The sequence below is a fragment of the Paenibacillus sp. USDA918EY genome, from assembly GCF_009870825.1.
Classification (GTDB): Bacteria; Bacillota; Bacilli; order Paenibacillales; family Paenibacillaceae; genus Paenibacillus_AQ; species Paenibacillus_AQ albilobatus.
In genome coordinates, this window is the sequence record NZ_WTWY01000014.1 from 1 (window position 1) to 22,160 (window position 22,160).

The 22,160-nt window shown below is 50.1% G+C and carries 22 protein-coding genes and 1 tRNA gene; 21 read left to right on the forward strand and 2 right to left on the reverse strand.

What is annotated here, in order from left to right; translation table 11 throughout:
• The first annotated feature begins 66 nt into the window (after window positions 1–66).
• The 9 genes from GQY55_RS22555 (at window position 67) to GQY55_RS22595 (ending at window position 6,799) form a co-directional block, all read left to right on the forward strand.
• Window positions 67–149, forward strand: a tRNA-Leu gene (locus GQY55_RS22555).
• Window positions 150–543: 394 nt separating this feature from the next.
• Window positions 544–1,749 carry an SLC45 family MFS transporter gene (locus GQY55_RS22560; protein WP_160044176.1) on the forward strand — a complete coding sequence of 402 codons (1,206 nt, stop codon included), beginning with the start codon at window positions 544–546 and terminating at the stop codon, window positions 1,747–1,749.
• A 255-nt stretch (window positions 1,750–2,004) separates the two neighbouring features.
• Window positions 2,005–2,301 (forward strand): hypothetical protein, encoded by a 297-nt coding sequence (locus GQY55_RS22565; RefSeq protein WP_160044177.1) that lies wholly within the window; start codon window positions 2,005–2,007, stop codon window positions 2,299–2,301.
• A 92-nt stretch (window positions 2,302–2,393) separates the two neighbouring features.
• Window positions 2,394–3,071 (forward strand): PspA/IM30 family protein, encoded by a 678-nt coding sequence (locus GQY55_RS22570; RefSeq protein WP_160044178.1) that lies wholly within the window; start codon window positions 2,394–2,396, stop codon window positions 3,069–3,071.
• Between the two features lie 4 nt (window positions 3,072–3,075).
• Window positions 3,076–3,549, forward strand: coding sequence for a PspC domain-containing protein (locus GQY55_RS22575; RefSeq protein WP_160044179.1), 474 nt, complete (start codon window positions 3,076–3,078; stop codon window positions 3,547–3,549).
• Window positions 3,550–3,552: 3 nt separating this feature from the next.
• A complete protein-coding gene (locus GQY55_RS22580) occupies window positions 3,553–4,260 on the forward strand; it encodes a PspA/IM30 family protein (protein WP_160044180.1) in 708 nt (235 codons plus the stop codon).
• 135 nt (window positions 4,261–4,395) lie between these two features.
• Window positions 4,396–5,043: a cell wall-active antibiotics response protein LiaF gene (gene liaF / locus GQY55_RS22585; RefSeq protein ID WP_160044181.1), complete on the forward strand. Its 648-nt coding sequence runs from the start codon at window positions 4,396–4,398 to the stop codon at window positions 5,041–5,043.
• Between the two features lie 42 nt (window positions 5,044–5,085).
• Window positions 5,086–6,189: a sensor histidine kinase gene (locus GQY55_RS22590; protein ID WP_160044182.1), complete on the forward strand. Its 1,104-nt coding sequence runs from the start codon at window positions 5,086–5,088 to the stop codon at window positions 6,187–6,189.
• Window positions 6,152–6,799: a response regulator transcription factor gene (locus tag GQY55_RS22595; protein ID WP_160044319.1), complete on the forward strand. Its 648-nt coding sequence runs from the start codon at window positions 6,152–6,154 to the stop codon at window positions 6,797–6,799. The genes GQY55_RS22590 and GQY55_RS22595 overlap by 38 nt, the downstream gene beginning before the upstream one ends.
• A gap of 75 nt (window positions 6,800–6,874) precedes the next feature.
• On the opposite strand, the gene GQY55_RS22600 is transcribed toward GQY55_RS22595, so the two are convergent.
• Window positions 6,875–7,204 carry a hypothetical protein gene (locus GQY55_RS22600; RefSeq protein ID WP_160044183.1) on the reverse strand — a complete coding sequence of 110 codons (330 nt, stop codon included), beginning with the start codon at window positions 7,202–7,204 and terminating at the stop codon, window positions 6,875–6,877.
• Between the two features lie 173 nt (window positions 7,205–7,377).
• Between GQY55_RS22600 and GQY55_RS22605 the strand changes: the two genes are divergently transcribed.
• The 3 genes from GQY55_RS22605 (at window position 7,378) to GQY55_RS22615 (ending at window position 11,611) form a co-directional block, all read left to right on the forward strand.
• Window positions 7,378–8,133, forward strand: coding sequence for a YwmB family TATA-box binding protein (locus GQY55_RS22605; protein WP_160044184.1), 756 nt, complete (start codon window positions 7,378–7,380; stop codon window positions 8,131–8,133).
• Between the two features lie 181 nt (window positions 8,134–8,314).
• Window positions 8,315–9,865 (forward strand): glucose-6-phosphate dehydrogenase, encoded by a 1,551-nt coding sequence (gene zwf, locus GQY55_RS22610; RefSeq protein WP_160044185.1) that lies wholly within the window; start codon window positions 8,315–8,317, stop codon window positions 9,863–9,865.
• A 162-nt stretch (window positions 9,866–10,027) separates the two neighbouring features.
• Entirely contained in the window at window positions 10,028–11,611 is a 1,584-nt protein-coding gene (locus tag GQY55_RS22615) for a peptide chain release factor 3 (protein WP_160044186.1), read from the forward strand.
• A gap of 65 nt (window positions 11,612–11,676) precedes the next feature.
• Here GQY55_RS22615 and GQY55_RS22620 read toward each other — a convergent pair whose 3' ends face one another.
• Window positions 11,677–11,910: a small acid-soluble spore protein SspI gene (locus GQY55_RS22620; RefSeq protein ID WP_160044187.1), complete on the reverse strand. Its 234-nt coding sequence runs from the start codon at window positions 11,908–11,910 to the stop codon at window positions 11,677–11,679.
• A gap of 129 nt (window positions 11,911–12,039) precedes the next feature.
• On the opposite strand from GQY55_RS22620, the gene GQY55_RS22625 reads away from it, so the two are divergent.
• From GQY55_RS22625 to GQY55_RS22665, 9 genes are all read left to right on the forward strand, one after another.
• Window positions 12,040–12,702, forward strand: a complete 663-nt coding sequence (locus tag GQY55_RS22625; RefSeq protein ID WP_160044188.1) for a potassium channel family protein — start codon at window positions 12,040–12,042, stop codon at window positions 12,700–12,702.
• Between the two features lie 50 nt (window positions 12,703–12,752).
• Window positions 12,753–13,544 carry a TrmH family RNA methyltransferase gene (locus tag GQY55_RS22630; RefSeq protein WP_160044189.1) on the forward strand — a complete coding sequence of 264 codons (792 nt, stop codon included), beginning with the start codon at window positions 12,753–12,755 and terminating at the stop codon, window positions 13,542–13,544.
• Window positions 13,545–13,899: 355 nt separating this feature from the next.
• Window positions 13,900–14,568 (forward strand): hypothetical protein, encoded by a 669-nt coding sequence (locus GQY55_RS22635; RefSeq protein WP_160044190.1) that lies wholly within the window; start codon window positions 13,900–13,902, stop codon window positions 14,566–14,568.
• Window positions 14,565–15,983 (forward strand): contractile injection system protein, VgrG/Pvc8 family, encoded by a 1,419-nt coding sequence (locus GQY55_RS22640; RefSeq protein ID WP_160044191.1) that lies wholly within the window; start codon window positions 14,565–14,567, stop codon window positions 15,981–15,983. The genes GQY55_RS22635 and GQY55_RS22640 overlap by 4 nt, the downstream gene beginning before the upstream one ends.
• A gap of 77 nt (window positions 15,984–16,060) precedes the next feature.
• Complete coding sequence (locus GQY55_RS22645; protein ID WP_160044192.1) at window positions 16,061–17,362, forward strand: pentapeptide repeat-containing protein; 1,302 nt, start codon at window positions 16,061–16,063, stop codon at window positions 17,360–17,362.
• Window positions 17,359–17,883, forward strand: coding sequence for a hypothetical protein (locus tag GQY55_RS22650; RefSeq protein WP_236575799.1), 525 nt, complete (start codon window positions 17,359–17,361; stop codon window positions 17,881–17,883). Before GQY55_RS22645 ends, GQY55_RS22650 begins: the two co-directional genes overlap by 4 nt.
• 16 nt (window positions 17,884–17,899) lie before the next feature.
• Window positions 17,900–18,316, forward strand: a complete 417-nt coding sequence (locus GQY55_RS22655) for a DUF4280 domain-containing protein (protein WP_160044193.1) — start codon at window positions 17,900–17,902, stop codon at window positions 18,314–18,316.
• Between the two features lie 53 nt (window positions 18,317–18,369).
• Window positions 18,370–21,282, forward strand: coding sequence for a contractile injection system protein, VgrG/Pvc8 family (locus GQY55_RS22660; RefSeq protein WP_160044194.1), 2,913 nt, complete (start codon window positions 18,370–18,372; stop codon window positions 21,280–21,282).
• A 62-nt stretch (window positions 21,283–21,344) separates the two neighbouring features.
• Window positions 21,345–21,830, forward strand: a complete 486-nt coding sequence (locus GQY55_RS22665; RefSeq protein WP_236575800.1) for a hypothetical protein — start codon at window positions 21,345–21,347, stop codon at window positions 21,828–21,830.
• Window positions 21,831–22,160 lie beyond the last annotated feature (330 nt).

The window sequence follows — 22,160 nt, forward strand, 5'->3', positions numbered from 1 at the left end:
GAGCGTTTGACTACGAATCAAAAGGTCAGGAGTTCGAATCTCTTAGGGCGCGTTTCATCTTCATATGCTGGTGTGGCGGAATGGCAGACGCGGCGGACTCAAAATCCGCTTCCGGCAACGGAGTGGGGGTTCAAGTCCCTTCACCAGCATACCTTTGAACGATCAGCTCTTAAGTTACAATTATTGTAGCTTAAGAGCTTTTTTGCGTCCGTTTTGATCTAATCGCTTGCGAAGTTGAAATGCTGAAATCACTCGATCGGATCGATTCGGTAGATATTGAATAGGCGAAAGCCTGTTTTTATTTTTTTTAAGCAAGGCAGGTCACCATCTTACGTTTCTCTGATAAAAATTAAACAATTCAGGAATGAACGTCATGTATAATAAAACCAAACATGATACGAGAATGGGGGCTGATCGTCCGGTTCGCATGTGTGGCTGAGATTGAGTAATAAACTGCGGCTAACATAGGAAAAACAAGGCAGCTCAAATTTTAAAGCTTTTCCTAAAGTTCTGACTTTAAAGAAAGCGGAGGTCATGCCCTTCATGAAAAAAACATGGCTGCTCGGATTCGGTTTTTTCAGCATTAGCATCACCTGGTCGCTGTATAATGCGTTTGTTCCTTATTTCTTGGATCCGTATCTTAAAAGTACCGCTTTAATCGGCTTCATGATGACCCTCGACAATTACTTTGCCCTGTTTTTGCAGCCATGGATCGGACATTTGAGCGACAAGACGAATACCCGCTTCGGCAGACGTATGCCGTTTTTGATGCTCGGGATGCCTGCGGCGGCGCTGTTTGTGCTTTTGATACCCTTACATACGAACTTCATCACCCTTCTTATATTTATGATGCTGATGAACCTCTCGATGAGTATTTACCGGTCCCCAACAGTCGCGTTGATGCCTGATATTACGCCGGATCATCGGCGAACCAAAGCGAACGGCATCATTAATTTTATGGGCGGTTTTGGCGGCATTTTGGCCTTCGGAGCAGGATCGGTATTGTACGGTGCCAACCCGGCCTTTCCCTTTGTCGCGGCGGCGGCGATTACGCTCATTTCCTTATGGATTTTGACGGTTACGATCAAAGAGAAAAGGGATGTCATAACATTCATGCCCGCCGAGAAACGCCCCAAAATCAAGCTGAAAGGCGAGCTGGATCGTACGACCGTATTGCTGCTTGCGGCGATCTTTTTCTGGTTTGTGTCTTATCAAGGCGTTGAAGCGCTATTCACTTTATACGGTAAACATTACATGGGATTAACGGAAAAAGATTCGGCGTTTTCGCTTACGTTCTTTTCGTTATTTTTCGTGCTGTTCGCGATTCCGAGCGGCTGGCTCGGCAACCGGTACGGCAAAAGAAAAACGATTATTTCGGGCGTGGTCGGACTTTTTATCGTCTTTGCGGCGGTACCGTTCGCCGACACCGTCCTGCCGCTGCGGATATTGCTTGCGCTTGGCGGAGTATGCTGGGCGCTCATCAACATCAATTCGTATCCTTTCGTCGTTTCGATCGGCAGGGAAGCCAGCATCGGTACGCGGACGGGATTGTATTACCTTGTGTCGTCTCTCGCCGCCATCGCTTCGCCGCCGCTGCTTGGTTTGATCATCGACCAGTTCGGATACCGCTCCTTGTTCATTTATGCCTCGGCCGGCATGCTGCTTGCGCTGCTGTTCATCTCTCTGGTAAGGCATGACGGCAAGAGCGCTGCGGCAAATGACCAGGTTTCGGCGAGAGAGGACATGTAAATGTCCTGCAGTGCTTTCTAATAGAGTGTCGGATTTATACGATGCTCTTTTTGCTTTTCCAGGTATTCGCAAGCCTTCACGGTCAATATCTCTAAACAACCCCACATAGGGATCAAACGCCGGACAGCCTTAGGTCCGAAAGGTTCCCCGACCAAGGTCTAGGATGAAAAACCGTCTGCGGTCTGTTTTGGAAAAGGGCCGCACCACCTAAAATAAAGACATAAGGTTGATGCACTGAAAGGAAGTGAGAAACGCATGAAAAACCGCAATAACGGAACAGCAATCGTATTGATCGTCGTCGGGGCACTGATGCTCTTCGGATTGTTCGCCCCGCTGCTTGGCACACTGGCTGGCCTGATTTTTCCGATTCTGATGATCGTCCTTGGCTTTTACGGAATCCGTAGAGGCAGAGTACTGATCGGTACGGTCGTCCTCGCGATCGGTGTTTTGTCCCTGCTGGCGAAATTGTCCTGGATCATCGGACCGCTGCTCGGCATCGCGCTGGTGATTTTCGGAATCTCCCTTCTGAAAGGGAAAAAGAGCTACTACTAACATGAGATTTTGGAAATATCGAATAAATATCCGCGAAGAAGGGGACCTCATCCGAGGTCCGGAAAAAAACGAATAAGGAGGGGCTACACAAGATGAGTGTTTTTCGTCGGGTGCGGGATATTACCGCAGCGAATATCAATGAACGTTTGGAGCAAAGTCAGGATCCGGTGCGGTTGATCGACCAGTTTCTGGCCACCACGCGGGATGACATCGTCGAAGCCGAAAAGCTTGTACAGCAGTCCACCGCACATATGAGACAGCTGAAGCAGCAAGTCGATCAAGCCGAAACGATGAAAAACAAACGCGAAGAGCAAGCGCTTCTGGCCTTGAAGGCCGGGGAGGATCATCTCGCCAAGCTGGCGCTTCAGGAAAAGATCATTTATGAGGAAAAGCTGGAGCAATACAGCGAACTGCTGAACACGACCAAAAGTTCCTTGATGGATCTGGAGAGCCAACTGAACGAATTGAAAATGGAATACCAGACCGTATATAACAAACGCCAGTATTATGTGGCGCGCATGGAGACGCTTCGGCTCCAGCAACGCATGAATCAGCGGATGGAGGGCTACGGCGGCGGCCAGGACGTCCCTAAAATGTTCAACCGCCTCGAAGACCGCATATCCGATTGGGAGTTCGAAGCCCAAAGCCTCCGGGATCTGCGCCGTATGGGCCAACAATACTTAGAGCAAGCCGGAGAAACGGTATCCAGTATTTTGGAGAAGGAAATGGCCCGTTTGAAACAAAAGCTGAACAACAGCGGAAAGGAGTAACATCATGAGCAAACTCTACCGTTCGACGCGGGATAAGATGGTCACCGGACTTTGCGGCGGACTGTCGGACCTGATCGGGATGGACTCGACGCTGCTGCGGATTTTGTTCATCGTCACGATTTTCTTCACCGGCGGAACCACATTGTTCATCTATTTCATCGCTTCCCTCGTCGTTCCGAAGGAGCCGGTACCGCCTTATAATCCTTACGGCCCCGGTAGTGGGCCAAACGGATACTACGGCGGCCAGCCTGGAAACGGAAGTTATTATGGAGGAAACGGCCACTACAACAACGGTCCTTCCGTTGATCCAAGAAGCAGATACAACGATCCGTCTTATGGCAGCAGACCAAGCGGAGGATTCTCCTCCCAAACATCCAACCTGGATGCCATGATGGAAGACATCGAAAAAAAAGCCATGAAAAAAGAGCTTGAAGAACTGAAGTCAAAACTGTCCAAATACGAGAAGGGAGAAGTGTAAAACATGGGAGTATTTAAAAGATTGAAAGATATGACGAAAGCGTCTGTAAACGAATTGCTGGATAAAGTAGAGGATCCGATTGTAATGCTGAATCAGTACCTCCGCGACATGGAGGCGGAAATTCATGAAGCCGAACTGACGGTTGCCAAGCAAATGGCGAACGAGCGCCGCATGAAGCAGCGCGTCGAAGAAGCCGAAAAAATGTCCGTGCAGCGCGAGGCTCAAGCCGAACTGGCTCTGAAAAACGGCCAGGAAGAAGTCGCCCGCAAACTGCTGGAAGAAAAAATCTACTTCGATCAAAAAATCACCGAATACCGCGACCTGCATGCGCAGTCTGAAACTCAAGCCAAAGAACTGGTGCAGCAGCTGCATAACATGAAGGACGAATTCTACAAAATGCGCAACAAGCGCAACGAGCTGGTGACCCGCGCCCAAATGGCGAAAGCCAAAAAGCAAATGTCGCAAATCAACAGCCTGCATACGATCGAAAGCGGCAGCGCGTCCCTTGGATTCCACCGCATGGAAGAAAAAATCATGCAAATGGAAGCTGAAGCCGATGTCCTTCGAGCACCTTACCATCCTTCCGCCAGCACATTCACGAGCCCTGTGGATGCCGAAAAGCAGCTGAAGGTGGAAGAACAGCTCAAAGCGCTGAAAAGCAAAATGAATGCTTCGGGCAGCACCGGTGCGGCAAAAACGACAAAAGAATAAGTATTCACAATCTGGGACAATATGATATGCTATAAAGAATGAGAAGGAAAGCCATACTGGTGCGGAATCCCCGCTCCATATGGCTTTTCCGACCTTTACCATGAACGGTTTCAAGACATCGTAAGGAGGTGCGGCATGGAAAAAAGAAATCGCTTGATTGCCCTTATACTCATCGGGGTCGGCCTTCTCATGCTGGTCGGCAGGTGGGTCGGCTTTTTTACCATTGTCGCACTTTTGTTTTTATTGATGGGAGTTTACGCCATTCGCGGCGGCAAGGTAAAACGGGGATACAGGCTGCTGGCTGTCGGAGCCATTTTGCTCGTGCTCGACCATCTGATGATCGTACTCGGCATTGCGCTGTTGTCGCTCGGCTTCTTTTTTATCAAAGCCAAGAAGGTGCAGCCGAAGGAAGGTTTTATTCAAAAGCAAAACTTCTCCTCGAATTTCGACTGGGATCAGCAGCCATGGGTGATGCGCAGCATGAGCGTGTGGCATGTGCTCGGGGAAGCCGATCTGGACCTGTCTCTGGCCATGCCGGAGGACCGGGAAACCGTGATGATGTTCCAAGGGATCATGGGGGATATGGACCTGGAGATACCGGAATATTACGGGGTGGAAATCGAAGCCTTCGTCCTGTTCGGCTCCATCGATTTCCGGGGGCACCGGGATAACGGCATGATGAACCGCTTGAACTGGAAGTCGCCGAATTATGAGACCAGCGAGCAGAAAGTGAAATTTATCTTCTCTTATCTCGTTGGCGATTTGGATATCGATATATCATAAGGATTTGCAAAATCCTGATCATAAGAAAAGGGGGTTCCCTGAGTGAAAGAAAAAAAGCCTGCCAATATGGTCTCCCGAAGCATGGGCGAGGGAGCCCTTCTTTCTTTTATTTTGCTGCTTATCATATTTTACGTGTTGTATACATACGGTTATTTGGCGCCGTTCGATCATTGGGCTAAGCCGGTGCAGGCGATCGCAACCCTGGTACTGGTGCCTCTCGGGGTCGGCGCGATTTACGGCTTTTATCAAAGCTACCGGACGAAAAGAAGGCTCGAGCTGCTTCGCGACACGCTGCTTTCCTGGGAAAAAGGGAATTTGTCGCGGGACGTACCGGAGCTTGGCGTGGACGAAGTAGGGCGTCTCGGCGAGCAGCTCGGACGGATCAGCAAAAAATGGGAGGAACAGGTCACGTCGCTTCAGCGTTTGTCCACCAACAACGCCCAGCTTGCCGAGCAGGCCAGGGTCTCCGCGATCGTCGAGGAGCGGCAGCGCCTCGCCCGGGAGCTGCATGATGCGGTCTCGCAGCAGCTGTTTGCGATCTCAATGACGGCTACGGCGGTGGGAAGAACGCTCGCGAAGGATTTTGACAAAGCGCAGCGGCAGGTGGCCCTGATCGAAGAGATGGCTGCCGTGGCCCAGTCGGAAATGCGGGCGCTGCTGCTTCATCTCCGCCCGGTATACCTGGAAGGAAAGCCGCTTCAACAGGGCTTGAAGGAACTGGTCAAGGAGCTTAAGGTTAAAGTTCCGATGGATATCGTCTTTGAAATGGATGAAGGCATTCAGCTGATGAAAGGGATCGAAAACCATCTGTTCCGGATCATTCAGGAAGCGATGTCGAATACGCTGCGGCATGCCAAGGCGGAAAAAATGGAAATCCGCATTCAGCAAAAGCAAGACGCAGTATGGGTTATGCTTCGTGACGATGGGCAAGGCTTTGAAATGGATGAGAAAAAGCAGGCCTCATACGGCCTTTCCAATATGCAGGAGCGGGTGAATGAAATCGGCGGCTCGATCCAGTTTATTACGGCCCCGGGCAAAGGCACGCGCATCGAGATTACGATACCGATCGTAAACGAGGAAAAAGGAGGGGAAGAGGATCATGGAGGACATGGAAAAACCGGCGATCAAAGTGCTGCTCGTGGATGATCACGAGATGGTGCGCATCGGCCTGGCGGCCGTGCTCGGCACGGAGGACGGCATTGAGGTTGTCGGCGAGGCCGGCAGCGGCGAGGAAGGCATCCGCCTGGCGCGCGAATATAAGCCGGATGTGGTGCTTATGGACTTGGTGATGGAAGGGATGGACGGCATCGAAGCGACAAGGCAGCTTTTGAAGCTGTATCCCGACTGCAAAGTCATCGTGCTGACGAGTTACCTGGATGACGAGAAAATGTATCCGGTCATCGAGGCGGGCGCCTTCAGCTATCTGCTGAAAACATCCCGGGCCAGCGAAATCGCCGAAGCGATCCGGGCTGCGGCCCGCGGCCAGTCGGTGCTGGAATCGCAGGTGGCATCGAAGATGATGAACCGTTTTCGGCATACGGAAACCGAAGCCCCCGCGCATAAGGAATTGACGGAGCGGGAAATGGACGTGCTGCGGCTGCTTGCTCAAGGCAAGTCCAATCAGGAGATCGCCGATGAACTGATCATTGGCATCAAGACGGTCAAGTTTCACGTCACGAACATTTTGGCGAAGCTGGGGGTCGATGACCGTACCCAAGCTGCCATTTACGCCTATAAAAATGGACTGGCGGAATAATCAATGCACCCTTGCTTACAACGTGCGGGAACCTGTAAATGACCCGGCGTCGCAGCGAAGGGTGCATTTTTGTTTTTAAATCAAGGCAAGAAACGCAAGCGTACCCAAGCCAAGGGCAACGGCAGCGCCGGCTCCGAAGCCGAGGCCGAAGCCGTACGGATAAAACGCACGAACTTGGGCTTTGGGGGCGGCTTTGTGCTTTTTGGAGGTTACCGGGCGTTTCGCGGCCGGTTTCAGGTTCGCAGCGTGCAGCGCCGTATGATCATCGCCATTCAATATGATTTCGCCGTTGCGGCAGTGGGTCAATTTTCCGATGTAGGTACGGCCGTCATACGTGCAAGCAAGCACCATTCTGCCTCGATGCCTAAGAATGTTTTCTTCTGAAAGGGGGTATATTGGGAACATTTAAATGGTCAATCCTCCCTCTTCTATTTTTGTTACCAATGTATTCGGGTTTAGGCTGCCGCGCCATGGTTATTCACCCATTTATCACAACTTTCGGCGGAAGGTATAAACGCCTATCAACCGGGATATCCTGACTACTAGATTGATAGTTTAGGTCGGGGAGATGGATGGGGATGAAAAAGGCGGTTAAATGGGCGGCGTTTGGCTTGATCGGCGTGGCGGCATTGGGGTTCACGGGATTTTATGCAGGAAGCGGTTTGGCAAAAATGCAGGCCGGCTACGAACAGAACGAACTGCGTACGCTGCTTGATCTCGGACATCGGATGGTCGGAGAGCCTGAACGTGTCGTGATCAAATGGCAGGGAACGTGGGAAGGAAACGCAGAGCAGACGGAAGCTGCCGCACAGAAGCTGAGCCGTTCGCTGCAGCTGCCGTCGGTAACCGAAGTGAAAGAAAACGGGCATACAACCTACCGGGTCATCGGCCAAAAAGATACGGTGCCTGTCCGTTTTAACTGGCAGGAAATGCCGGGCGGCCAAAGCTACGTCATCATTCAGCTTGAAGCATCCACCCCCGGGCAGTGGAGCCTCCTTTCGGATTTGCAGGCCGAGTTCGGGAACAAAATGCGGGAGGCGGGCATCGACGCAAAATGGAATGCGGCTCTGCAAGGCAACGTCGACGATCGTCTGAAAGCGGCAGAAACGATGGAACGCATTGAAGGGGAGCTTACGGACCGCCTGGATGCCGTCCCCAAAGAAACCTATAACGATGCCACGACGGCCAGCAATGCGTACCAAGTGCCGTCGCTGATGTCGCGAGTAAGAAGCGGGGATACGTGGCTGAACATGCAGGTTGCCGTGCACGAAGACGATGAGAGCGGAAAAAATCGCGTGACGATCGGTCTGCCGGTCATCACGATCGAATATTAGAGCCGAATGTTTTTTTCAAAAGCGGCCATAATACACAGAGATATTTTGCATTAAAAACGGATAGCAACAATTGGATGAATATGCTAAAATGACGTCACATCATATTTTTCTGCCTGATAGTACGTCGGTATACGTTCCTTTTTTTGTATAAAAATACACTACATAAGGAAGAATGAGGGCCATGACTGAAAATCATGATTTGGAATTGCTACAGACACCGGGCGCCGTATTTTTTATTTTTGGGGCAACCGGAGATTTGGCTAAACGAAAACTGTTTCCGGCCATTTATAGCTTGTACCGGGAAGGTAAATTGGCCGAAGATTTTGCCGTCATCGGCGTGGCGCGCCGGCCGCGCACCCAAGAGGAATTCCGCGAGGACGTGTTTCACTCCATCCAGGAATTTTGCCGGTACAAAACGAAGAATGACGACCGGTTCCGCGCCTTTGCGGAGCATTTTGAGTACAAATCCCTGGACATCAACAATGTGGACGGCTTCCGCGAGCTGAACGACCAGACGGTCGCTTTGGAGGAACGTTACCATATTCCGGGGAACCGCCTGTTTTATCTGGCGCTGGCACCGGAGCTGTTCGGGAGCGTTTCATCCAACCTGCAAAAAGGCGGCATGCTGAACAGTGCGGGATGGAAACGCCTGGTGATCGAAAAACCTTTCGGATACGATTTGAAATCGGCCGAAGAGCTGAATGAGCAGATCCGTCAGGTATTTAAGGAAGAGGAAATTTATCGCATCGACCATTACCTCGGGAAGGAAATGGTTCAAAATATCGAGGTCATCCGTTTTGCGAATGCGTTTTTTGAACCGCTCTGGAACAACAAGCATATCGCAAACGTGCAAATTACGCTCAGTGAAACCGTCGGGGTGGAAGAGCGCGGCGGGTATTACGATCATGCGGGAGCGCTGCGGGACATGGGACAAAACCATATGCTGCAAATGCTCACGATGATCGCCATGGAGCCGCCGAGCCGGCTGCTTCCGGAAGATATCCGCGACGAGAAGGTGAAGGTGCTTCGCTCGCTTCGTCCTTACGCCAATGCGGAGGAAGTGAAGAAAAACGTCGTCCGCGGACAATATGTGCAGGGCAGCTCGCGCGGCAAAGATTTGCCGGCATACCGCGACGAAGAGAAAGTCGATCCAGAGTCCAATACCGAAACGTATTATATGGCCCGCGTATTCGTGGACAATTTCCGTTGGGCGGGAGTTCCGTTCTACATTCGGACAGGCAAGCGGCTTCCCGTCAAAACGACCGAAGTGGTGGTCGAATTCAAAGGCATGCCGAACAACGTTTATCTCGGGAAAAAGTATAAACTCGAGCCAAACCTGCTTGTCATTCGGGTCAATCCGATGGAAGGCATTTACGTGAAAATCAACGCGAAAAGGCCGGGGTCCGAATCCGAAATCGAACCGCTTGCGATGGATTTTTGCCAAAGCTGCATGGTGGGCATCAACTCGCCTGAAGCTTATGAACGCCTGCTGCATGATGCGGCTCGGGGGGATTCGACTTATTTTACCCGTTGGGACGAGGTGGCTACGGCATGGTCTTTCGTAGACCGCATCGCCGAAGCATGGAAACAGGATCCGGAAGGGCCTCTCCAATATCCTGCCGGTTCCTGGGGGCCGAAAGAAGCCGATCAGCTGCTGGCGGAGGATGGCTTCCACTGGTGGCCGGTCAACGGACAGGAAGAAGACGACGTCGTTTGGGAAGTTAATAAATAATTTCTGAATATGAAAAATAATCATCCTCATGCAGCTATTGCATGGGGGTGATTTGCGTATGGAATGTGGTACAATAATAAAATGACAAAAGTAGTATAGAGTGAACCGGGAAACGTGAAATCAGCTTTCGGTTCGATCTATTGAGATGAAGGGAATAGTGAAATGAGCAAAGCGATAGACCAAGCCTTGCAGCAGGAAGTCGATAAGCGAAGAACCTTCGCGATCATTTCCCACCCGGACGCGGGTAAAACGACATTGACGGAAAAGCTGCTGCTGTTCGGGGGCGCCATCCGGTTAGCCGGTACGGTCAAAGCCCGCAAGGCCAGCAAGCATGCCACCAGTGACTGGATGGAAATCGAAAAACAACGGGGGATTTCGGTAACCTCTTCCGTGATGCAGTTTGATTATATGGGACACCGGATCAACATTTTGGATACGCCGGGTCACCAGGATTTCAGTGAGGACACCTACCGGACGTTAACGGCGGCGGACAGCGCGGTCATGCTGATTGACGTAGCCAAAGGCGTCGAAGCGCAGACGATTAAGCTGTTCCAGGTGTGCGCGAAGCGCGGCATTCCCATTTTTACGTTTATCAACAAATTGGACCGCGAAGGCCGCAACCCGTTCGAGCTGATGGAGGAGCTGGAGCAAGTGCTCGGCATCCGTTCCGTCCCTATGAACTGGCCGATCGGTTCCGGACGCGATTTGTGCGGCGTATACGACCGCATGAAAAATCAGGTCGAGCTTTTCCAAGGCAATGATCACTCCACCATTGAAGTGCAAAAGGTGGAAGACTATCATGATCCGGTGATCCGGGAAATGGCCGGGGAATATTTTCATGAGCAGCTCTGCCAAGACCTGGAGCTTCTTGACGTAGCCGGCGATCCCTTTGATATGGAGAAAGTGTTGAAAGGCGAACTGACGCCGGTGTTCTTCGGCAGCGCGATCAACAACTTCGGCGTGCAGACGTTCCTTGAAAACTTCCTTCAGCTGGCGCCGAAACCCCAGCCGCGGAGCAGCACGGCCGGACTCATCGAGCCGTCGAACGAAAAATTTTCGGGTTACGTGTTCAAAATCCAGGCGAATATGAACCCTGCCCACCGCGACCGGATCGCTTTCATGCGGATCGTGTCGGGCAAGTTCCAGCGCGGGATGAGCGTCAAGCATGTCAGAGCAGGCAAAGAGATCAAGCTGTCGCAGCCGCAGCAGTTTTTGGCCCAAGACCGCGATATCGTCGAGGAAGCGTATCCGGGCGATATTATCGGTTTGTTTGACCCGGGCATTTTCCGGATCGGCGATTCGCTCAGCCAAGGCGGCGAGGTTGTGTTTGACGAGCTGCCGACGTTTTCGCCGGAGATTTTCGCCAAAGTGACGGTGAAAAACGCGCTGAAGCATAAGCAATACCAGAAAGGGATCGACCAGCTGACGGAAGAGGGAACCATTCAGGTGTTCCAAACGGTCAGCTTCGAGGATACGATTCTCGGCGTGGTCGGCCAGCTTCAGTTCGAAGTATTCGAATACCGGATGAAAGGCGAATACGGCGTAGACGTGCAGCTGCAGCGGATGCCGTACCAATTTGCCCGCTGGATCATCGATGACGAAATCGACCCGAGCAAGTTCAGGATCAACTCCACGCTCGTGAAAGACAAAAAAGGGAATTACGTCGTTTTGTTCGAAAACGAATATGCGATGCGCACGGCGATGGAAAAAAATCCGACCGCGAAGTTTTTGGACACCGCTCCGTAAGTTCGCCATGCAAAGGAAAACCTCCGCAAAACATTGCGGAGGTTTTTTGGTCGCTTTTTTCGTCATCAGGACAACGGGCCGGGAGTAATGTGCTTTAAATGCTCATTGGCGACATGGACCAGATCGTTTTGCTTCGTCGTATCTATGTTCTTCCAAATCATTTCGAAAATAACGCCAAGCCCGGGCAGCGCCTGTTCGGGGCCGTCTACCGAACCTTCAATCATGGAGCGGAGATCCGCTTCGCTGCTGTCATGAACTTTGTGAATGACCGCCTGACGCAGGTCAAGTGTGATTGACATGGTATTCCCTCCATTGCAAAAAATCGATTACCTTCATAATGTTCCCCGCGCAGCCAGGCAAAATTCAAGTTTTTTGCGCACTGTGATATAATAATCAGGATAGACTTCTACAACCCGGGGGGTTAACAAATGGCGAAAAAGCAGTACGCCGTCATAGGTATGGGGCGATTCGGTTTTAGCGTAGCCAATGCACTCAGCGAGATGGGTTTTGACGTTCTGGCCATTGACTCTAACGAGCAGCGCACCCAGGCGGTTTCCAATATTGTAACGCATGCCGTTTCGGCGGATTGTACGGATGAGGAGGCGCTGAGGGCGCTCGGGATCCGGAATTTCGACGTGGTGGTCGTGGCGATCGGCGAGGACATCCAGTCCAGCATTTTGACCACGCTCATTCTGAAAGACATCGGCGTGGGGACGATCATCGTCAAAGCGCAAAACGAGCTTCACGGGAAAGTGTTGAACAAAATCGGGGCGGACAAGGTCATTTATCCGGAGCGGGACATGGGCGTGCGGGTTGCGCATCATTTAATCTCCCCGAATATTCTCGATTATATTGAAATTTCCGAAGATTACAGCATTCTTGAAATGAGAGTTTCGCAGGAAATGATCGGCAAAAACCTGAAAGAGCTTGATGTCCGCGCACGCTTCGGCTGCAACGTCATGGCGATCAAACGCGGCGCCAAGATGAATATTTCCCCCAATGCGGAGGATCGGCTCGCGGAAGGCGACGTGCTGGTCATTGTAGGCGAAACGGGCAACTTGACGAAGATGGAGCTTGCGTATCCTAAGTGATCCTGCAGGGAACCCTTAAGGAAAAGCTATTCATATGAAGGACGGTTTTCATGGATATATTGTCACCGCAAAACCCCCGGGCGAAGGAGTGGGCGCAGCTGCTCGAGAAAAAGCACCGGGACAAGCAGCAAAAATACATTATCGAAGGCATTCATCTGGTGCAGGAGGCGCTGCGCTCCGGGGTGGACGTCGAATGCGTCGCTTTTGACGTGGAGCAGGGGATTCCCGGCGAGCTTTCAAACATGACGGATATCGGCGGGGAAGCGCAGTGGATCGGGGTCTCGGCCGCCGTCATCGCCAAATGCACGGATACGAAAACGCCGCAGCCGGTGTTTGCCGTCGTTCGAAAGCAAAAGGCGGCGATCGGCGAGCTCCTTGCGCGGAAAAACAGCCTGGTCATCGTTCTGGACGGCGTCCAGGATCCGGGCAATGTCGGCACGATCATCCGGACGGCGGATGCCGCGGGGGCCGACGGCGTTCTCGTAGGACGAGGATCGGCCGATATTTACAACCCGAAAACGATTCGCTCCACAATGGGTTCTATTTTTCATCTGCCTGTCGTGGAGGGGGATCTGCTCGAGCTGCTGCCGCAGGCGAAAGAAAGCGGCGTGCGCATCGTCAGCACGAGCCTGCAGGCGACGTCGACCTGCTACGGATATGATTTTACCGGGCCGTCATGGCTGCTGGTGGGCAATGAGGCGAAAGGCGTATCGCCGGAAGCGCAACGGTTGGTGGACGATTCGCTCATTATACCGATGAAGGGCCGGGCGGAATCGCTAAACGTGGCGATGGCATCGACGGTGATGTTGTTTGAGGCGATGCGGCAGCGGGAGTTCGGTTAGAAAGAGATACCGGGAAATACTCTTGTTCGGCTATAAAACCATATTGTTGTTATATATTCCGCAGGATAATTTAATATTTAAACTTAAGCAGTCCCGATGAAGAGCCTTCTCTTTCGGGGCTTTTTTGCGTTTCATGGATGGCAGGTGGACGATGAACACTTACGAATTCGAAAAGCATCATCAATCTAAAGCCATCTTTTTTACTCTTCTTATATTGAAAATAACGTATGAGATGGTTCTTTCTGTAAAAAAATCACCCCTTCTGGACGATACATACATAAGATGGGCTATTGTTAAATATATCCTTTTGCTTCGTGTGACGAATTCATATTTCTAAAAAGAAGGGACCACCTCTATGAACTATATGGACGAGCACATCCTTGATCTCAAAAATAAGCTTAATGCTGCATCTAATAACGGAAATACGATCCTACCCCAAACGGCCGTAACCGATCACGGCAGCTCTTTATCTGAGAAGAATTCTATTGTACGGTTGGGCGATGAGCTCATTACATTGGAATGGAGAGCGATTCTGGACGGACAAATGAAAGTTGGCGTTCCGAAGACTTTTAGTTTCATGCCACCGGAGCAAGCCAAATTTAAATACCCTTCGGAGCACCGCCCCGAGGTCATTTATACCTCGGAGGATGGGACGGTGAATATCACCTTTAATCGAACGGAGACCACTTTGACGGCCGAGGAGCTTCCTGAGTTTGTGGAGCAAATGGGGGACGTTTTACGGTCTGTACAACCGATCCGCAACTGGATGGGAACTCAAGTGACTGTGAATCGTTTCGGTTTGTCCATCGGACAGATCCGATTTATAGCTGCAGGCATGGATACGAATTTATACAACGAAATTTTGCTGTTCCTCCATGAAGGACAGGTAATGATGGGTACGTTTAACTGTATGGAATCCGACATGAAGGTATGGCTTCCCATAGCGGAAAATACGGTACAATCGCTTCACCCCGCTTCATCACCCTTACAGTCTACGTTTAAGAAAGGAGCGGATTCGCAATGAGTCTAGGCTACGATAATATTCAAATTTATCCCTATGAGCTGGTTGAATTGGAGCAGCTTACCCTTATGAAAAAAATCAACGAACATACTCGGCTCTATTTTACAGGGATTATCCCGGAGGGGATGCGGGACAGCTATGTGCTAAAGACGGAGAATAACACGGTCATTGAGGTGAGTCAGCGGGACGAATCGGGCGAAAGCAAGCCGTTATTTAGCGGGATCGCGTTAACGGTCGAAGTAAAGGTTGTACGGAATGTGTACTATCTTGTAGTCGAGGCTATTTCTCATACTTACCGTATGGATATCCAGCAGCGCACCCGTTCTTTTCAAGATACCAAAATGACGATTCCTCAGATGTTGGAGAGAATTGGGGAGGAATATGAGGGGCTGGATGTGATTGATGGTACGACAGGCGGGGAGCCTATCGGGCGGATCGCCATCCAGTATCAGGAGACGGACTGGGCTTTTTTAAGACGCATGGCTTCCTGGTATCATACGAGCCTGATGCCTGTGGCCCGTTTTGACAGTCCCAAATTTTATTTCGGCATCGAGGACAGTCCGGCACATGTGGTGCTGGATCATACCCGTTATTCAGTACGCAAGCAAATGCTGCCTTTCCGTTATTTTCAGGAGAATGAGCGGGTACAGGTGGACGAAAATGATTTTATTGTCTATGAGGTAGAGACGGACGAAGTGCTGGATTTGGGGGCGCAGTTAGCCTTTCAGGGTCACAATTTGTTTGTCATTGAGGCGTATACGGAAATGAAGAGCGGGCTACTGCGACATCAATATGTGCTTACCTCGTACAAAGGTTTACGGCAAAAACGCTATTTTCAGGAAAAACTGGCGGGGGCTTCGTTAGGCGGGGTGGTCCTGGACGTGCGTCAAGATCAGGTGCGTATCCATCTGGATTGCGACGAGAAGCAGGCGGTCGATCAGGCGCATTGGTTTAACTATTCGACGGTGTATAGCGGTGGGGGACATACGGGCTGGTATGTGATGCCGGAAATAGGAGATCCGGTTTCGTTATATTTTCCGGGCAGCCGTGAAGAGGATGGCGTTGCCGGAAGCACGGTCCGACGTGCGGGCAGAGGAAGCGGGCATAACAACAAGTTTTCCGATCCGCAGATGAAAATCTGGCGAACGCCCCATGGAAAAGAAATCCGTTTGGGACCGGATGAACTGGTCGTGACGGGGAAAGACGGCGCTATTTTTATCAAGCTGGACGACAAGGAAGGCATTCATATTGTAAGCAGCAAGCAGGTAAATATCTCGGCGGGCGGCAATTTGAGCTTATCGGCAGGGAAAAAGATGAGTTTGTCTGCAGGCAGCGAGCTGCGTATGGAATGCAAAGGCAGTCATATTCAGTTGAGCGGATCGGCGGATATGAAGGGGGCCGAGGTGAAGTCGAATTAGGCTGTAGTACGGCGGCAAAATGACGGCAGTATGATAATTATACATATGAAGAGCTTCAGGTTAGTGGAGGAATGCAAATGGAGAAGCCTAAAGATACTCTAAAGCCGCAGCAGCCACAGCAGCAAGCTGTCTTGCATCAGGCGTGGTATCTGATCCGCAAAGACTGGGCGCTGAAATTCAAGGCGGTGCAAGAGCAACGGATTCAAGCCTGTATCGAGGAATTTCGTGGGTATTGCCGGGACATTCGGCAAGAGCAGATTCAAGGAAGAAAAGGAAAAGTCGGTTATATCACATATTCTATGCTGCGTACCACATGGCTGGAGGAGCGGCCTGCTTATTTTGTGGAGGCTTCGGATGCTTTGTGGATGCTTGATCCCAAGCCGATTCGATTTGAATGGGATACAAGCTGGTCCTACTCCTTTTGGACAGATTTACGGCAGCAATTGCAAGGGGAGGCAGAGAAGCAGCACGCTTCTCTATCGGAGCTTGAATGGGAGCAGACCATGCTGGAGGCGGCGGAACATATTCATGCACTCGTTGTAAATATGATGCGTTTGGCGATGAAACAGGCCGTATGCTTGCCGGAATTTCAAGAGCTTGAGCGGGAAGAGACATTTGAGATTCGTGTGGGGGAGTATATGGACCACAGTGTATCGGTGTATCGAGAAGATCGCAGAGCCATAGAAGCAGATGAGATTCGGTCGTGGCTGGAGGAAAAAGAAGAGCATGCGTACAGCTATCAGGCGTTGTCCCAAGTTCAGCTGTCTTGTGGGGATTACAGCCTGCTGGATTTTCGCTATACGGCTTTCCGCCAGGTAGAGATAGAGCATAGCCGCTTGCACGGCTGTGTCTTGGTAGGAACGGTGTGGCAGGGAAGCCGATTGAATGGTATCGACTTGACGTCCAGCTTGCTTCATGGAGCGGATTTTAGCGGATGCTCGATGAAAGAGGCAGTATTGGAGGCCGTCATGGGTAACGCCGGATATGGATCAGAGGTTTCCTTAGATTGGGAGCCATTGGGTTTTGCCGGTGTGGATTTCACAGGGGCGAGCTTGCAAGGGGCCCGTTTTCAAGATGCACAGTTGCGCGGAGCCGTGTTCCAAAACGCGTTATTGCAAAGAGCGACATTGAACATGGCGGATCTAACGAATGCCTGCTTTGTCGGAGCAGATGTATCGGGCGCATCTTTTGAAGGTGCTTGTTTGCTCGGAGCCGATTTTACGGGGGCCAACGTAACAGGAGTCATTTTTACGGATACACAGTGTAGAGAAGCTATTGGATTGGACCGATCAACGGTTGAGGGTTTTCATCCCTACAGTGATCTGTCTATGTCTGCACAGTCGAGGGACACGGTTTACAAAAGGGAGTGGCTGCATTGAGATATTTTCGGCTGATCGTAGACGAGCGGGTAAAGAATCGGGTAGAGCCTGCCGCGATGTCTCCTTTGCAAGTAAAAGATATTCTGACGGAAAACCAGGGACAGAAACAGCAGGAGGATCCTCTTTTTCTAGCTGTACATACCCATCCGCAAACGGTGTACCCGGATTTTTTGGAGTTTCCTCTGCCGCTGGCGTCGGATCGGATGAAATCATTACTGGAGAAATATATGCCGGGATTGGAATGGAGAGCAGCCATCCTTACTGATTTTAAGCAGGCCAGACAGGACTTATACTGGTTGCTTCGTCCGCCGTTGGTGGACTGTTTGTCAGAGCAAACGGAGTGGCACCCCAATCATACTTTGAAGCGTCTGGTGTTAAGACAGGGGGAGGTGGAGTCGCCTGTTTTTCGGATTAGGGGACTCATCGAACCTTATATTTATATCCATCTGGCTGTGGCGGAAAGCTTGCTGCGGCGGTCTTTTACAGGCATTCGCGTGCAAAGGGTTGAGACGAAGGCATGAAAGGGGGAGAGGGGAAGTGAAAGAAATTCAGGTGCAACCGGGAAGCAGTGCGAAAAAAAGCTATGTCGTGGCAGGAGCGATCTTAAGCTGCAGTTATGGTACGCAGCCTACCCGTTTAAAAAGGCCTTTTAGCCATGGAGTCTATGTTAAAAACAAAGCTCAAATGAATATTGGAGATTACGTGTCCGGAGTAAACATTGAGTCTTTCGGGAATTGCTCCAGTCCGCTAAATCCGGCCGTTCAAGCCAGTGAGATGGTGGACATTTATGGCGTAAAGAAGGCGCCGTGCGTTCCGGCGCTGACCATGCCTTGGCTGAACGGAAAAAGCGACGTGAAGATCGAGGGGCTGCCTGCCTTGACGCAGGACTGTACCCTTCAATGTCTATATTGCGGTCATATCCAGATTGAAAATGACGGGCAGGAGTTGGATTAAGGCTCGTCTCTAAACCGTTAGGTTTCGGAAGCCGAAAGGAGATATGAGTTCACTTGAGTGTATTACAAGATGGAATCGGGTATGAAAGTCTGCGTTTCTACGGTTCCTTTCAGCCTCAACGAATAGAGAAACTCCAAATTAGAAGGACCATCAACGATCACGCATATTTAACGGTAAGCGGCATATTGTCGGAAGAGCAAGGAGCCTCATGCATTGGACAAAACATGGAAGAGGAACCGATCGTTCTCCGCCAACTGGATGAGCAGGGGCAATCGCTAAGACGATTATTTCATGGCATTGTTATACGCCTATCCGTGCATTGCATTCGGGGCGTGTATACTTTTGAACTGGAAGCCGCTTCACATTCGTACCAGATGGATATCCAGTTAAAGAAGCGATCCTATCAGGATATTCATCGTACTTATGATGATCTGGTAACAACATTGGCTCGAAAATACAAGTATGGGGACGCCATTGATACCGTAACCAACAATGCCAAACTGGGCGCTTTTGTTTTACAATATGAGGAGACCGATTGGGCGTTTTTAAAACGCCTTGCCTCTCGGTTTGGATCAGTGCTGGTACCGGAGGTAACCGCAGCTTCGCCCAAAGTTTTCTTCGGGATGCCGGAAGGCAAACTGTTCAAAGTGGATCGGGATGTAAGTTACCAGGTACGGAGAACGTTCCATGAGCTGGAGCGGGGAAAGCCGGGAATACATGCAGGCTCGTATATGACTTACGTGATCGAAAGTTTGCAATATTATGCGCTGGGAGATACCGTTGCATTGCCGATTGGGTCAGGAAAAGAGCTGGTTGTCGTTCGGGCGGTAACACGGCTCGAGGACGGCCTGCTGGTGACTCGTTATGATCTTCAGTCTGAACAGGATATTCGCTATGCCCGCTATGAAAACGATCGGGCGACGGGGATTGCGCTGGCCGGCACCGTATTAAAAATACATCAAGACCTGGTGCAGCTCCAACTGGATATTGACCCTAAGCAAGACCCGGCTAAAGCATGCTGGTTCCCGGTGGCTACGCGCTATGTAGCCGAAGAACATGGCGGCTGGTATGTTATGCCGGAGGCCCAGGAGCGGGTGGAACTTTACTTGCCGGCGAGCCGGGAACATGAAGCTTATGTCACGGATTCGCAGCGACAACATCGCCACACGACGGGGCAACCAGACGTAAAAGCATGGAGACATACGCAGGGAAGCGGCGTGGACATGTCCGGGCAAGCGCTGACCCTGTCAACCTCAGGAGCATTTTCAATTACACTCCACGAAAAAAGCGGTATTACCGTCAGCAGCCCGGGAGATGTACAGATTCAAGGCGGTCATGTGAAACTGGATGCAGGTGAGGAGCTGTCTCTTAAAGCGGGAAGCGCATTGTACCTCAAAGGCGGAGCCAGCAGCATGGTGCTGGATGGCGAGACGGATATCAAGGCCCCGGTAGTTGATCAGGAGGGTAATGTGAAGGCTCCAGTGTTCGTGATGGATCTTCCTCCTGTGCCGGAGCCGCCGCTAATGAACATCAAAGACTATGAAGCAGCACAAGCCGCAGCAGCGGCCCAAACTCAGCCAAGCAGCACTCCTGCCGCGAAAATCACAAGTCCGGCTGCACTTCAACAGGCAAACTCTATGTTGGGTACGGTGTCCAAGCTGTTAGGTTCCATTCCGGTGATGGGAGTAGCAGCGGGAGCGGCATTAGGCGGACTAATGGGAGTTGCAGCGAGTGCTAGTCTACTAGCAACCGCAGCTATTCCTGTTCGCAGTACAGGAAAGAGTGATGCTGGAGGTGGAGGCGCAAAAGGTAGTTTGCATCCCCTGAAATATCTGGCCAGTTTGGCACTGCAAGGACTCATCAGTCAGTACGAACACGAGCAAGCCAAGGATGCCTATTATAGAAAATGGCTTCTTGGAAAGGTGTTCTCAAGTGCGCGTGAGTTAGGTTTACCCTCATCATGGAAGGATATGACTTCATATGTCCGACGCATGGCCGAGTCTGCTAATGAGTTAGAGCAGGCATATCATCAGATTCCATCCGAACTGAGACAACGCTGGAGGGCGAATTACTATCGTTACATGGCGGAGCAGCCGAAGCTGCAACCGAAGCAAGAAGAATCCCGGTCGTGGCTGGCTATTCTGGGCGAAGCCCAGCTTCAGAATGCGGAAGCCCAAGTCGCGGCGGGAAAGTATGCCGCAGAAGTGGGCGGTGAAGTTATATCAGGAGCAGGTACAGCAGTTGTAGAAGATTATACGTTAGGAATCATGAGTAAGGAATACGTGTCAAATCATCCAAAGGCGCGTAAAACAGGTGAATTAATCGGACATCTCATAACAACTGTAGCCGGAATCATAGAAATGGGTGGTGCTGCGGCGGAGGGAGTCTTTGGTGGTGCAGTAACGTCAACGGGAGCATTAGCCCCTGTAGGAGTGGGGGTTATAGTACAATCTGCTGCTTTAGGGGCGCATGGGGCAGGAGTAACGTCTATAGGTGGATCTAATAGCGTTAAAAGTGCCAAGGATCTTTATCAGATGTTTAAAAGCGAGGAGACACCTCCCTCTCAAAAACCAGGCAAATCGAATGGGAAGCTGCCTGAGACTAATGGGACGGGTACAGTTCAAAAGCCAAGTACTGATTTGAGTCAAAATTTAGTTGACCATATTCTTAGCAGACATTCAGTTAATAGCACAAAGAAACAACTCCCGTATCTTCAAAAGAAGATGTCAGATGAGCAAATTAATGAAATGCTGAGTAAAAAGTCCTTTTTTAACAAGGAATGGTCTGATGAAAAGATTACTAAAGCTTCCACATTGGCTGTTAACGAGTTAAAGCAGCAAGGAGTAACCGAAGGTTTGCATACAGTTACAGTTTTTGGTGAGCGGATTAAGGTGTTCATTAGAAATGGGAATGTAGATTCTGTTTATGGAACAAATATTTATAAACTAAGTGATTTAATAAATTAGGGGTGAATTATATTTTTACGATCTCTTTTAAAGCATATGATGATTTTGACAATATTAAACAAATGTCTGCGGAGCAGTTCGATCACACTAAACAAGACATAGACGGAATAATTGAGTTGGATTTTAACGGTAATAAACATGGTATATTCTTTGATGACTGTCCATTCGGTGAGGAAAGGCTTATTAGGTGGTTTGTTGACCTACTCACTATTGCTAACAAAATAAAAGAGCATGATTATGTTGCTTATCGTATTCCAGATAGCGCTAATCTGTGGTTGGAATTTATTGTGGAGGGAAATGAACTTATTGTCAGTCTGGTAGAGGATGTTGATAGAGAAACAATAAAGGATTTTTTTATACACAAGCCATATAAGGAATTTAGATATTCATATTGGAAGGGAAGCAGAGTTAGCCAAAATTCCTTTGTCGAGGAAATAATAATAAATACGAGAAAGCTATTAAATTTTATATCTGTATTAAATCCTCAAATATTAAAGAGTAGAAATATACAAGTTTTAGAAGATAAAATGAGCGAACTGAAGATTTAATGATTATTTCTTAGAGTTTATAAATCCAAAGAAGTGGTTATACAAAGCAACTTAAGACCAAGCCCCTAGTTAATGCCAAATATTTAAATATTACAATGAGAAATTTCAACTATATTATAGAAGATTACTAAATGTTGAAGAACCTTGATTGGCTTCATGCCTTTTCGAGGTTTCTTTTTTGAGTTTAGCCCTACAAGGATTAATTAGCGAGTACGAGCACGAGAAAGCCGCGGACGCCTATTATAGAAAATGGCTATTGGGAAAGGTATTCACTAGTGCGCGTCATATAGCTCATTCAGGTGGAATATTGGAAACGGTTCAAAACCTGCT